The organism is Enterobacter sp. PL1 (genome assembly GCF_945957325.1).
In the GTDB taxonomy this organism is placed as follows: domain Bacteria; phylum Pseudomonadota; class Gammaproteobacteria; order Enterobacterales; family Enterobacteriaceae; genus Enterobacter; species Enterobacter roggenkampii.
The window spans coordinates 38,905-51,848 of record NZ_CAMFKT010000019.1 but is presented as its reverse complement, the minus strand read 5'-3'; the positions used below and the strand labels follow the sequence as shown (position 1 = coordinate 51,848).

Here is a 12,944-nt window from a genome sequence, read left to right as displayed (position 1 = left end):
GATTTTGCAGGCCGGGTGAGCGCAGCGCCACCCGGCAGAAAGGCAACGTTACTGATGGTATCCGGAGAGGAAGCGGCCGAAACGGCTGATGGCCATTTCCAGGTCATCTTCGCGCGGCAGCGTCACGATACGCACGTGATCCGGCCACGGCCAGTTAAACGCCGTGCCCTGAACCAGCAGCACTTTTTCCTGCAGCAGGAAATCGAGCACCATTTTCTGGTCGTCGTGGATATTGAAACGCTTTGCGTCAATTTTCGGGAACATATAGAGCGCCCCGTTCGGCTTCACGCAGGAGACACCCGGAATATCGTTAATCAGCTCCCACGCGCGGTTACGCTGTTCGTACAGGCGTCCACCGGGCACGATAAACTCGCTAATGCTCTGATAGCCGCCGAGCGCGGTCTGGATCGCGTGCTGCGCCGGCACGTTGGCGCATAAACGCATGGAGGCCAGCATCTCCAGCCCTTCAATATAGCCTTTGGCGTGCTTTTTCGGACCGTTTAACACCATCCAGCCCTGGCGGAAACCGGCCACGCGGTAGGTTTTGGATAGCCCGTTAAAGGTGACGGTCAGCAGGTCCGGGGCCAGCGCGGCGATGGAGTGGTGCTGCGCCGCGTCGTAGAGGATCTTGTCGTAAATTTCGTCTGCAAAGATGATCAGGTTGTGCTGGCGGGCCAACTCGACGATCTCCATCAGCAGCTCTTTTGAGTAGACCGCGCCTGTCGGGTTGTTGGGGTTAATAATGACGATACCGCGCGTGCGGGGCGTAATTTTTGCGCGTATATCATCCAGGTCCGGGAACCAGTCGGAGGATTCGTCGCACAGATAATGCACTGCTTTACCGCTGGACAGTGATACGGCAGCCGTCCACAGCGGATAGTCCGGCGCGGGTACCAGCATTTCGTCCCCGCTGTTCAGCAGGGCCTGCATTGCCTGCACAATCAGTTCGGAGACGCCGTTGCCGATATAGATATCTTCAACGGTAACATCACGCATACCGCGTGCCTGGTAGTGCTGCATAATGGCTTTACGTGCGGAGTAAAGTCCTTTTGAATCGCAATAGCCTTGTGCAGTCGGAAGGTTGCGGATCACATCAACCAGAATTTCATCCGGCGCTTCAAAACCAAATGGCGCAGGGTTACCAATGTTGAGTTTCAGAACCTTGTTGCCTTCTTCTTCAAGGCGTTTTGCCTCTTTCAGAACCGGGCCGCGGATGTCATAACAGACGTTATCTAGCTTGCTGGATTTTTCGATAGGGGACATGAACCTTTAACCTTTTCGCTATTATTGCCGCTCCCTGCCGTGGAAGTCAGCACGGAATAATGTACTCCCCCCTCGCTTCGTTTTGAAGGGTGTGCAGGAGAAGATTTTGTGCCCGGAGCAAATTATTGATGAATCTTTTTCGCTGCGCGTGCGCTTTTTCACTGTCTTAAAGTTGCGCGCATAGCGAGAGGTTAGGTTAAATGTGCTATCCATTTGCCAAAATACTGTATAATGTGCTGTTAAAAATAAGTGGTAAGCTGGACAGAGGTGGCAATCACCCTGAGTGACTTTTCGTAAAACCTGAATGCTTGATACCTGTTTCTGTAATAGCATACTGTGGATAAAAGTTACTCATGTGAAATTAATGTTAAGTGCCATTAATGAATAGTCTTAATCTAAATTAAAATTTATTTATTATTAACCTATAAAATGCAACTTTAGTTAATTTTAATAAAATTAGTTTAGAAGCTTAACATTCTTCTTTAATCCTTAATATTGCAATAAGACTTATAAATAAAGTGGATTTGGGTTAAGATGTCTTCAAGGAAAGCAGAGGACAGATGCACGTTTTTTGTATATCTGACACTGGTTTTCTGAATTAATTGATTGTTATTGTTAGAGTTATCTCTGGCTGGAATGTGTCGCACATCTCCTGCTACGTTGACAGCGCTGCGATACAGATGGCAGAAAAGGTGTTATACCTTTAATGTAATTTACATAAACCTGCGAACATCTAAATATCCTGAACGTTTAAGAGAATAAAAATAACGTCATGAAACGTGCTTTCTGACTGTTGATATAAAGCAGCACAATAACTATCTGTCAGGCAGTCTGCCGGGCCGGGATGCGAGGGAAAATCTTCAGAGGGAATTGCTTAACTGTACACACACAGCTTCAACCCGGGCAGCTCCGCACGAGCAACCTGAAAGTGAATAGATATGATAAATGCAAATCGTCCGATAATGAATCTCGACCTCGATCTGCTGAGAACGTTTGTTGCGGTCGCCGATCTCAACACTTTTGCAGCAGCTGCTGCCGCCGTTTGCCGAACTCAGTCCGCCGTCAGCCAGCAAATGCAGCGGCTGGAGCAACTGGTTGGTAAAGAGCTATTTGCCCGTCACGGGCGTAATAAGCTCTTAACGGAACACGGTATTCAGCTTCTGGGTTATGCCAGGAAAATTCTTCGCTTTAATGATGAAGCATGTATGTCATTAATGTTTAGCAACCTTCAGGGCGTGCTAACGTTAGGTGCATCTGATGAGTCGGCGGATACTATATTGCCGTTTCTTCTCAATCGCATCAGTTCGGTTTATCCGAAGCTTGCGCTGGACGTTAGCGTAAAGCGTAATGCTTTTATGGTTGAGATGTTAAATGAGAATAAAGTCGACCTGGTGGTCACCACGCATCGTCCCGGGCAGTTTGATTGCCTGACGCTGCGTACATCACCTACGCACTGGTATTGCGCGGCCGAATACGTGCTGCAAAAAGGCGAGCCGGTGCCGCTGGTGTTACTGGATGACCCGAGCCCGTTCCGCGATATGGTGCTGACGGCGCTGAATGAGGCCAATATTCCGTGGCGTCTGGCGTATGTGGCGTCCACGCTGCCAGCGGTGCGTGCCGCCGTTAAAGCCGGTCTGGGTGTCACCGCCCGCCCGGTAGAAATGATGAGCCCCGATCTGCGCGTTCTGGGAAAATCTGATGGCCTGCCTGCGCTGCCGGATACGGAATATCTGCTCTGCCACAATTCGTCCAGCCATAACGAGCTGGCAAAGGTGGTGTTCGAGGCGATGGAAAACTACCATAACCCGTGGCAGTTCGAGCGCGTTACCTCAGAAGGGGGGGATGATTCCCTGATCGTTGAAGGGGATTTTGAGTGATCGCCAGCTCAAAATTCTGGTAACAAAATGTAAGTGTAAAAAAAAGCCACTCGTGTGATTTTCACATGCAGTGGCTTTTTTTTAGCAATAATACCCGCGTATGCCGCGTGGATTTACGGGATACCCTCTATTTATCAATAAGCTAAATGCTTTTGATTAAAACTCATCCGTTTTCCGTTCTAACTTCATCCATATCCCCCCTATGTTAAAAAAACAGGAAATATGTTGCCGTTTTCCAGGTTGAATTAACAAAAGCGTGTCGCAGATCAAGAAAATACTCCTATTTGGGGGGAGGAATCGTTGGCAAATCCTGTCAAAATAGGAGGGTTATTTTTTTTACTTCCGAAACGGACACGATTCAACAACATACATTTGACGGAAAGTCATGTACCCACCAGGGTTAAAGGGCACCAAATGTTAATGAGAATCGCTCGATGTAATTTAATGTGAAGAAACCTTTGTTAAAGTTGACAATAGGTTATAGAAAGGAGTAAAAAACCCCATCATTTTGCTGTCTACGTCTCATTTCTGACAGTTAGTGTAAGGTTATTTGTTCCTCCCCATGAATCGATGTGATGCCCATCTGCCAGCAAGAGCAGTGTCGTTGGTATCACTTTTGATGAGTAAGCAATGAGTATGTCAACATCCACAGAAGTCATCGCTCATCACTGGGCATTCGCAATCTTTCTTATTGTAGCCATTGGCCTGTGCTGCCTGATGTTAGTCGGCGGCTGGTTCCTGGGCGGTCGCGCCCGTGCAAGGCACAAAAACACACCTTTCGAATCAGGTATTGATTCAGTAGGTACCGCTCGCTTACGCCTGTCTGCCAAGTTCTACCTGGTAGCCATGTTCTTCGTCATCTTCGACGTGGAAGCGCTTTACCTCTTCGCATGGTCTACCTCCATTCGCGAAAGTGGTTGGGTGGGCTTTGTCGAGGCCGCAATTTTCATTTTAGTGCTACTGGCCGGTCTGGTTTATCTGGTGCGTATTGGCGCGCTTGACTGGACGCCTGCGCGTTCACGTCGTGAACACATCAACCCGGAAAACAGTATCTCTAATCGTCAGCAGTAACAGCGAGGCAATAAGATGGATTATACGCTCACCCGCATAGATCCTAACGGTGAGAATGACCGTTACCCCCTGCAAAAACAGGAGATCGTAACCGACCCCCTGGAGCAAGAAGTCAATAAAAGCGTGTACATGGGCAAACTCGAACATGCCATGCACGATATGGTCAACTGGGGTCGTAAGAACTCCATCTGGCCTTACAACTTTGGCCTTTCTTGCTGCTACGTTGAAATGGTGACGTCATTCACTGCGGTGCATGACGTTGCGCGTTTTGGGGCAGAGGTACTGCGTGCTTCCCCACGTCAGGCTGACCTGATGGTGGTGGCCGGTACCTGCTTTACCAAGATGGCACCTGTTATTCAGCGTCTTTATGACCAGATGCTGGAGCCAAAATGGGTTATCTCCATGGGCGCATGTGCTAACTCTGGCGGTATGTACGACATCTATTCCGTCGTACAGGGCGTAGATAAATTTATCCCAGTGGATGTGTACATCCCGGGTTGTCCGCCTCGTCCGGAAGCCTACATGCAGGCGCTGATGCTGCTGCAGGAGTCCATCGGTAAAGAACGTCGCCCACTGTCGTGGGTCGTTGGCGATCAGGGTGTGTATCGCGCGAACATGCAGTCTGAGCGCGAGCGTAAACGTGGTGAACGTATTGCCGTCACCAATCTGCGTACGCCTGACGAAATTTAATTTGCGCCTGTAGGCCTGGAGAACACCTTCGCATATCACTACTCAAATAGCGCGAAGCCAGGCTCAACAGTCACCACGGACCATTTGCAATGGTGAACAATATGACCGACTTAACCGCGCAAGAAGCCGCCTGGCAGACCCGGGATCATCTGGATGACCCAGTCATTGGCGAACTGCGCAACCGTTTTGGGCCGGATGCCTTTACTGTTCAGGCTACCCGCACCGGGGTACCCGTTGTTTGGGTGAAGCGTGAACAATTGCTGGAAGTTGTCGATTTCCTCAAGAAATTGCCAAAACCATACGTCATGCTGTTTGACTTACACGGCATGGACGAACGTCTCAGAACGCACCGCCAGGGTCTCCCTGCTGCGGATTTTTCCGTTTTCTACCACCTGATCTCAATAGACCGTAATACGGATATCATGCTCAAGGTGGCATTGTCTGAAAACGACATGCATCTGCCGACGATCACCAAACTTTTCCCGAACGCCAACTGGTACGAGCGTGAAACCTGGGAAATGTTCGGGATGACCTTCGACGGCCACCCACACCTGACGCGCATCATGATGCCGCAGACCTGGACCGGCCACCCGCTGCGTAAAGACTACCCGGCACGTGCTACCGAATTCGATCCGTTTGAGCTGACCAAAGCCAAGCAGGATCTGGAGATGGAGGCGCTGACCTTCAAACCGGAAGACTGGGGCATGAAGCGCGGTACCGACAACGAGGACTTCATGTTCCTCAACCTCGGTCCGAACCACCCGTCTGCGCACGGTGCTTTCCGTATTATTCTTCAGCTCGACGGCGAAGAGATTGTCGACTGCGTGCCAGACATCGGCTACCACCACCGTGGTGCTGAGAAGATGGGCGAGCGTCAGTCCTGGCACAGCTACATTCCGTATACTGACCGTATCGAGTACCTCGGCGGCTGCGTCAACGAAATGCCATACGTGCTGGCCGTTGAGAAACTGGCAGGCATTACCGTGCCGGATCGCGTTAACGTGATTCGCGTCATGCTGTCAGAACTGTTCCGTATCAACAGCCACCTGCTGTACATCTCCACGTTCATTCAGGACGTCGGCGCGATGACCCCGGTCTTCTTCGCCTTTACCGATCGTCAGAAAATCTACGATCTGGTAGAAGCCATTACCGGTTTCCGTATGCACCCGGCCTGGTTCCGTATCGGCGGTGTGGCACACGATCTGCCGCGCGGCTGGGACCGCCTGCTGCGTGAATTCCTCGACTGGATGCCGAAACGTCTGGCCTCTTACGAGAAAGCCGCGCTGCGTAACACCATTCTGAAAGGCCGTTCCCAGGGCGTTGCTGCCTACGGCGCGAAAGAAGCGCTGGAGTGGGGGACAACAGGTGCTGGCCTGCGCGCGACCGGTATTGATTTCGACGTGCGTAAAGCCCGTCCTTATTCTGGCTACGAGAACTTCGACTTTGAAGTCCCGGTGGGCGGCGGCGTTTCCGACTGCTACACCCGCGTGATGCTGAAAGTGGAAGAGCTGCGCCAGAGTCTGCGCATCCTTGAGCAGTGCCTCAACAACATGCCGGAAGGCCCGTTCAAGGCGGATCACCCGCTGACCACGCCGCCACCGAAAGAGCGCACGCTGCAACATATCGAAACCCTGATCACCCACTTCCTGCAGGTTTCCTGGGGTCCGGTCATGCCGGCGCAAGAATCCTTCCAGATGATTGAAGCGACCAAGGGTATTAACAGTTACTACCTGACCAGTGACGGCAGCACCATGAGCTACCGTACTCGCGTGCGTACGCCGAGCTTTGCGCACCTGCAGCAGATCCCGTCCGCCATCCGCGGCAGTCTGGTCTCCGACCTGATTGTGTATCTGGGTAGTATCGATTTTGTTATGTCAGATGTGGACCGCTAATTATGCACGAGAATCAACAACCACAAACCGAGGCTTTTGAGCTGAGTGAAGCAGAACGTGCCGCCATTGAGCACGAGATGCACCACTACGAAGACCCGCGTGCGGCGTCCATTGAAGCGCTGAAAATCGTACAGAAACAGCGTGGTTGGGTGCCGGACGGGGCGATCTATGCGATCGCGAAAGTGCTGGGTATTCCGGCAAGTGACGTAGAAGGCGTAGCCACGTTCTACAGCCAGATCTTCCGTCAGCCGGTAGGCCGCCATGTGATCCGCTACTGTGACAGCGTGGTCTGCCACATTACCGGTTATCAGGGCATTCAGGCTGCGATTGAGAAGAAGCTCAATATCAAGCCGGGCCAGACCACGTTCGATGGGCGCTTTACTCTGCTGCCAACCTGCTGCCTGGGTAACTGCGACAAGGGGCCGACCATGATGATTGATGAGGACACTCACAGCCATCTGACGCCGGAAGCGATTCCTGACCTGCTGGAGCAGTACAAATGAAAACTGTAATTCGTACTGCTGAGACGCATCCACTGACCTGGCGTCTGCGTGATGACAAACAGCCGGTATGGCTCGACGAATATCAGAGCAAAAACGGCTATGCCGGTGCGCGTAAAGCCCTTGGCGGCATGGCGCCGGACGACATCGTTAACGCGGTAAAAGAGTCTGGCCTGAAAGGCCGCGGCGGCGCGGGCTTCTCCACCGGTCTGAAGTGGAGCCTGATGCCAAAAGACGAATCCATGAACATCCGTTACCTGCTGTGTAACGCCGATGAAATGGAGCCGGGTACCTATAAAGACCGTCTGCTGATGGAGCAGCTGCCGCACCTGCTGGTGGAAGGCATGCTGATCTCCGCGTTCGCGCTGAAAGCGTACCGTGGCTACATCTTCCTGCGCGGTGAGTACATCGAAGCGGCAGAAAACCTGCGTCGCGCGATTGCCGAAGCCACCGAAGCGGGCCTGCTGGGTAAAAACATTCTCGGCACCGGTTTTGACTTCGAACTGTTCGTGCACACCGGTGCCGGGCGTTATATCTGCGGTGAAGAGACCGCGCTGATTAACTCCCTGGAAGGCCGCCGTGCGAACCCGCGTTCCAAGCCACCGTTCCCGGCAAGCTCCGGCGTGTGGGGTAAACCGACCTGCGTCAACAACGTCGAGACCCTGTGCAACGTTCCGGCTATCCTCGCGAACGGCGTGGAGTGGTATCAGGGCATCTCCTCAAGCAAAGATGCCGGTACCAAGCTGATGGGCTTCTCCGGTCGCGTGAAAAATCCTGGCGTCTGGGAACTGCCGTTCGGTACCACCGCGCGCGAAATTCTTGAAGACTACGCCGGCGGCATGCGCGATGGCCTGAAATTCAAAGCCTGGCAGCCGGGTGGGGCAGGGACTGACTTCCTGACCGAAGCCCACCTTGACCTGCCGATGGAATTCGAAAGCATTGGTAAAGCAGGCAGCCGTCTGGGTACGGCGCTGGCGATGGCCGTCGACCATGAGATCGGCATGGTCTCGCTGGTGCGTAACCTGGAAGAGTTCTTCGCCCGTGAGTCCTGCGGCTGGTGTACACCGTGCCGTGATGGTCTGCCGTGGAGCGTGAAGATCCTGCGTGCAATCGAACGTGGCGAAGGCCAGCCTGGCGATATCGAAACGCTTGAGCAACTGTGTCGATTCTTAGGCCCGGGTAAAACCTTCTGTGCCCACGCACCGGGTGCCGTCGAACCTCTGCAGAGCGCGATCAAATATTTCCGCGACGAGTTCGAAGCAGGCATCAAGCAGCCGTTCAGCAATACCCATGCGATCAATGGGATTCAGCCGAACCTGCTTAAAGCGCGCTGGTAACGACAAGAATTTTGATTAACGCTCGGTTTCGACCGAGCCAACTGGAAGCATGCTAATGGCTACGATTCATGTAGACGGCAAAGAATACGAAGTCAACGGGGCGGACAACCTGCTGGAAGCTTGTCTGTCTCTTGGCCTCGATATTCCGTACTTTTGCTGGCATCCGGCGCTGGGCAGCGTCGGTGCTTGCCGCCAGTGTGCGGTGAAGCAATATCAAAACGCGGAAGACACGCGTGGTCGCCTGGTGATGTCCTGTATGACGCCAGCCACCGAAGGCACCTTTATTTCGATTGATGACGAAGAAGCCAAACAGTTCCGTGAAAGCGTTGTGGAATGGTTGATGACCAACCACCCGCACGACTGCCCGGTCTGTGAAGAGGGCGGTAACTGCCACCTTCAGGATATGACCGTGATGACCGGTCACAGCTTCCGTCGCTATCGCTTTACCAAGCGTACTCACCGTAACCAGGACCTGGGGCCGTTCATCTCTCACGAAATGAACCGCTGCATCGCCTGCTACCGCTGCGTGCGTTACTACAAAGACTATGCAGACGGTCAGGATCTGGGCGTGTATGGCGCACATGACAACGTCTACTTCGGCCGTCCGGAAGACGGCGTGCTGGAAAGCGAATTCTCCGGTAACCTGGTAGAAATCTGCCCAACCGGCGTCTTCACGGATAAGACCCACTCCGAGCGTTACAACCGTAAATGGGACATGCAGTTTGCGCCAAGCATCTGCCAGCAATGTTCTCTCGGCTGTAACACCAGCCCGGGTGAGCGCTACGGCGAACTGCGTCGTATCGAAAACCGTTACAACGGTACCGTTAACCACTACTTCCTGTGTGACCGCGGTCGTTTTGGCTATGGCTATGTGAACCTGAAGGACCGTCCGCGTCAGCCGGTTCAGCGCCGTGGCGACGACTTCATTACCCTGAACGCTGAACAGGCGATGCAGGGCGCGGCAGATATTCTGCGCCAGTCGAAGAAAGTGATCGGTATCGGTTCCCCGCGTGCCAGCATCGAAAGCAACTTCGCGCTGCGTGAGCTGGTGGGGGCGGAAAACTTCTACACCGGTATCGCCCAGGGCGAGCAGGAACGTCTGCAGCTGGTACTGAAAGTGCTGCGCGAAGGCGGTATTCATACCCCTGCGCTGCGCGAAATCGAATCGTATGATGCGGTTCTGGTGCTGGGCGAAGATCTGACGCAGACCGGCGCTCGCGCGGCTCTGGCGGTTCGCCAGGCAGTGAAGGGTAAAGCACGTGAAATGGCAGCGGCACAGAAAGTGGCTGACTGGCAGATTGCGGCAATCCTCAACATCGGCCAGCGCGCGAAGCATCCTCTGTTTGTGACGAACGTCGACAACACCCGTCTGGACGATATCGCCGCGTGGACCTACTGCGCACCGGTTGAAGATCAGGCGCGTCTTGGCTTTGCCATTGCCCACGCGCTGGACAACAACTCACCGGCCGTTGAGCTGGATCGCGACCTGCAAAACAAGGTTGACGTGATTGTTCAGGCCCTGGCCGGTGCGAAGAAACCGCTGATTATTTCCGGTACCAACGCCGGTAGCGCAGAGATCATTCAGGCCGCAGCCAACGTGGCCAAAGCCCTGAAAGGCCGCGGTGCTGACGTTGGTGTGACCATGATTGCCCGTGCGGTGAACAGCATTGGTCTGGGCATGATTGGCGGCGGCTCGCTGGAAGCTGCGTTAAGCGAACTGGAGTCCGGTGCCGCTGACGCCGTGGTGGTGCTGGAAAACGACCTGCATCGTCATGCTTCTGCCGCTCGCGTTGACGCCGCGCTCTCCAAAGCGCCGCTGGTGATGGTGATTGACCATCAGCGCACCGCGATTATGGATAAAGCGCACCTGGTGCTCTCTGCGGCAAGCTTCGCAGAAAGCGACGGTACGGTTATCAACAACGAAGGCCGCGCACAGCGTTTCTTCCAGGTTTATGACCCGTCTTACTACGACAGCAACACCGTGATGCTGGAAAGCTGGCGCTGGCTGCACTCCCTGCACAGCACCGTGCAGAGCCGTGAAGTGGACTGGACGCAGCTCGACCATGTTATCGACGCGGTGGTGGAAAAACTGCCTCAGCTGGCGGGCATTAAAGATGCCGCGCCTGAAGCGAGCTTCCGTATTCGCGGCCAGAAACTGGCGCGTGAACCGCACCGTTACAGTGGCCGTACCGCAATGCGCGCCAATATCAGCGTGCACGAACCGCGCCAGCCGCAGGATAAAGACACCATGTTCGCCTTCTCCATGGAAGGGAACAACCAGCCGTCTGCGCCGCGTTCGCAAATCCCGTTCGCATGGGCACCGGGCTGGAACTCCCCGCAGGCATGGAACAAGTTCCAGGCTGAAGTGGGCGGCTCCCTGCGCCACGGCGATCCGGGCGTGCGTCTGATTGAAGCCTCCGAAACCGGTCTGGACTTCTTCACCACCGTACCGGCGAGTTTCCAGGCGCAGGACGGTAGCTGGCGTATTGCCCCGTACTACCACCTGTTCGGTAGCGACGAGCTGTCCCAGCGTTCACCGGTCTTCCAGACCCGCATGCCGCAGCCGTACATCAAGCTTAACCCGGCGGATGCCGCGAAGCTTGGCGTTAACGCGGGTGCGAGCATCGCCTTTAGCTATGACGGCCAGACCATCAGCCTGCCGCTGATTATTTCTGAAAGTCTGACAGCAGGGCAGGTCGGTCTGCCGATGGGTATGCCTGGCATCGCGCCGGTTCTGGCGGGTGCGCGTCTTGATAATCTGCAGGAGGCAAAAGCATGAGTTGGTTAACGCCGGATCTTATCGACATCCTGCTGAGCATTCTGAAAGCGATTGTTATCCTGCTGGTGGTGGTCACCTGCGGCGCGTTCATGAGCTTTGGTGAACGTCGTCTGCTCGGTCTGTTCCAGAACCGTTACGGACCGAACCGCGTGGGCTGGGGTGGTTCACTCCAGCTGGTCGCGGACATGATCAAGATGTTCTTTAAAGAGGACTGGATCCCGCGCTTCTCGGATCGCGTGATCTTTACTCTGGCACCGATGATCGCCTTCACCTCGCTGCTGCTGGCGTTTGCTATCGTTCCGGTCAGCCCGACCTGGGTGGTCGCTGACCTGAACATCGGCATTCTGTTCTTCCTGATGATGGCAGGTCTCGCGGTTTACGCGGTGCTGTTCGCAGGCTGGTCCAGTAACAACAAATACTCGCTGCTGGGTGCGATGCGTGCGTCTGCGCAGACGCTGAGCTACGAAGTGTTCCTGGGTCTCTCCCTGATGGGCGTAGTGGCGCAGGCCGGTTCATTCAACATGACCGACATCGTCAACAACCAGGCCGACATCTGGAACGTGATTCCGCAGTTCTTTGGGTTTATTACCTTTGCCATCGCGGGCGTGGCGGTGTGTCACCGTCACCCGTTTGACCAGCCAGAAGCCGAACAGGAACTGGCCGACGGTTACCACATCGAATATTCCGGTATGAAATTCGGTCTGTTCTTCGTGGGCGAGTACATCGGTATCGTCACCATTTCCGCGTTGATGGTAACGCTGTTCTTCGGTGGCTGGCATGGCCCGTTCTTACCGCCGTTCATCTGGTTCGCGCTGAAAACCGCGTTCTTCATGATGATGTTCATTTTGATTCGCGCAGCGTTACCGCGTCCGCGTTATGACCAGGTAATGTCCTTCGGCTGGAAAGTGTGCCTGCCGCTGACGCTCGTCAACTTGTTGGTAACGGCCGCTGTCATTCTCTGGCAGCAGCCATAAGGGGCAATAGACCATGACCTTAAAAGAATTACTGGTAGGCTTCGGTACCCAGGTACGCAGTATCTGGATGATCGGCCTGCACGCGTTTGCCAAACGCGAAACCCGGATGTACCCGGAAGAGCCGGTATATCTGCCGCCGCGCTACCGTGGCCGTATCGTGCTGACGCGCGACCCGGACGGTTCCGAGCGCTGCGTTGCCTGTAACCTGTGTGCGGTAGCGTGCCCGGTTGGCTGTATCTCTCTGCAGAAAGCCGAGACGGTAGACGGCCGCTGGTACCCTGAGTTCTTCCGCATCAACTTCTCACGCTGCATTTTCTGCGGTCTGTGTGAAGAAGCGTGCCCAACCACGGCGATTCAGCTCACCCCAGACTTCGAATTGGGTGAGTACAAGCGTCAGGATCTGGTGTACGAGAAAGAGGATCTGCTGATTTCCGGTCCGGGCAAATACCCGGAATATAACTTCTACCGGATGGCGGGTATGGCAATCGACGGCAAAGATAAGGGCGAAGCGGAGAACGAAGCCAAGCCTATCGACGTCAAGAGCCTGTTACCGTAAGGAGA

10 protein-coding genes are annotated in these 12,944 nt (G+C 54.4%); 9 read left to right on the top strand and 1 reads right to left on the bottom strand.

Features of this window, described 5'->3' with window-relative positions:
• Positions 1 to 48 precede the first annotated feature (48 nt).
• On the bottom strand, positions 49 to 1,263 hold the full coding sequence (gene alaA / locus N6P30_RS16985) for an alanine transaminase AlaA (RefSeq protein WP_008500204.1): 1,215 nt from the start codon (positions 1,261 to 1,263) through the stop codon (positions 49 to 51).
• Positions 1,264 to 2,201: 938 nt separating this feature from the next.
• Between alaA and lrhA the strand changes: the two genes are divergently transcribed.
• The 9 genes from lrhA to nuoI all read left to right on the top strand — a co-directional run bounded on the left by lrhA (position 2,202) and on the right by nuoI (position 12,939).
• Positions 2,202 to 3,140 (top strand): transcriptional regulator LrhA, encoded by a 939-nt coding sequence (gene lrhA / locus N6P30_RS16980; protein ID WP_021241557.1) that lies wholly within the window; start codon positions 2,202 to 2,204, stop codon positions 3,138 to 3,140.
• A 630-nt stretch (positions 3,141 to 3,770) separates the two neighbouring features.
• Positions 3,771 to 4,211 carry an NADH-quinone oxidoreductase subunit NuoA gene (nuoA, locus tag N6P30_RS16975; RefSeq protein ID WP_006176516.1) on the top strand — a complete coding sequence of 147 codons (441 nt, stop codon included), beginning with the start codon at positions 3,771 to 3,773 and terminating at the stop codon, positions 4,209 to 4,211.
• 15 nt (positions 4,212 to 4,226) lie between these two features.
• A complete protein-coding gene (nuoB, locus tag N6P30_RS16970; RefSeq protein WP_003861482.1) occupies positions 4,227 to 4,901 on the top strand; it encodes an NADH-quinone oxidoreductase subunit NuoB in 675 nt (224 codons plus the stop codon).
• Between the two features lie 89 nt (positions 4,902 to 4,990).
• A complete protein-coding gene (gene nuoC / locus N6P30_RS16965; RefSeq protein ID WP_008500207.1) occupies positions 4,991 to 6,793 on the top strand; it encodes an NADH-quinone oxidoreductase subunit C/D in 1,803 nt (600 codons plus the stop codon).
• Between the two features lie 2 nt (positions 6,794 to 6,795).
• Positions 6,796 to 7,296 carry an NADH-quinone oxidoreductase subunit NuoE gene (gene nuoE / locus N6P30_RS16960; RefSeq protein WP_008500208.1) on the top strand — a complete coding sequence of 167 codons (501 nt, stop codon included), beginning with the start codon at positions 6,796 to 6,798 and terminating at the stop codon, positions 7,294 to 7,296.
• The gene (nuoF, locus tag N6P30_RS16955; protein ID WP_008500209.1) at positions 7,293 to 8,630 is read left to right on the top strand and encodes an NADH-quinone oxidoreductase subunit NuoF; all 1,338 of its coding nucleotides are present in this window, start codon (positions 7,293 to 7,295) and stop codon (positions 8,628 to 8,630) included. The genes nuoE and nuoF overlap by 4 nt, the downstream gene beginning before the upstream one ends.
• A gap of 55 nt (positions 8,631 to 8,685) precedes the next feature.
• Positions 8,686 to 11,409, top strand: a complete 2,724-nt coding sequence (gene nuoG / locus N6P30_RS16950) for an NADH-quinone oxidoreductase subunit NuoG (protein ID WP_023294119.1) — start codon at positions 8,686 to 8,688, stop codon at positions 11,407 to 11,409.
• Positions 11,406 to 12,383 (top strand): NADH-quinone oxidoreductase subunit NuoH, encoded by a 978-nt coding sequence (nuoH, locus tag N6P30_RS16945; RefSeq protein ID WP_008500211.1) that lies wholly within the window; start codon positions 11,406 to 11,408, stop codon positions 12,381 to 12,383. Before nuoG ends, nuoH begins: the two co-directional genes overlap by 4 nt.
• A 13-nt stretch (positions 12,384 to 12,396) precedes the next feature.
• Positions 12,397 to 12,939, top strand: coding sequence for an NADH-quinone oxidoreductase subunit NuoI (gene nuoI / locus N6P30_RS16940; protein WP_003861491.1), 543 nt, complete (start codon positions 12,397 to 12,399; stop codon positions 12,937 to 12,939).
• Positions 12,940 to 12,944 lie beyond the last annotated feature (5 nt).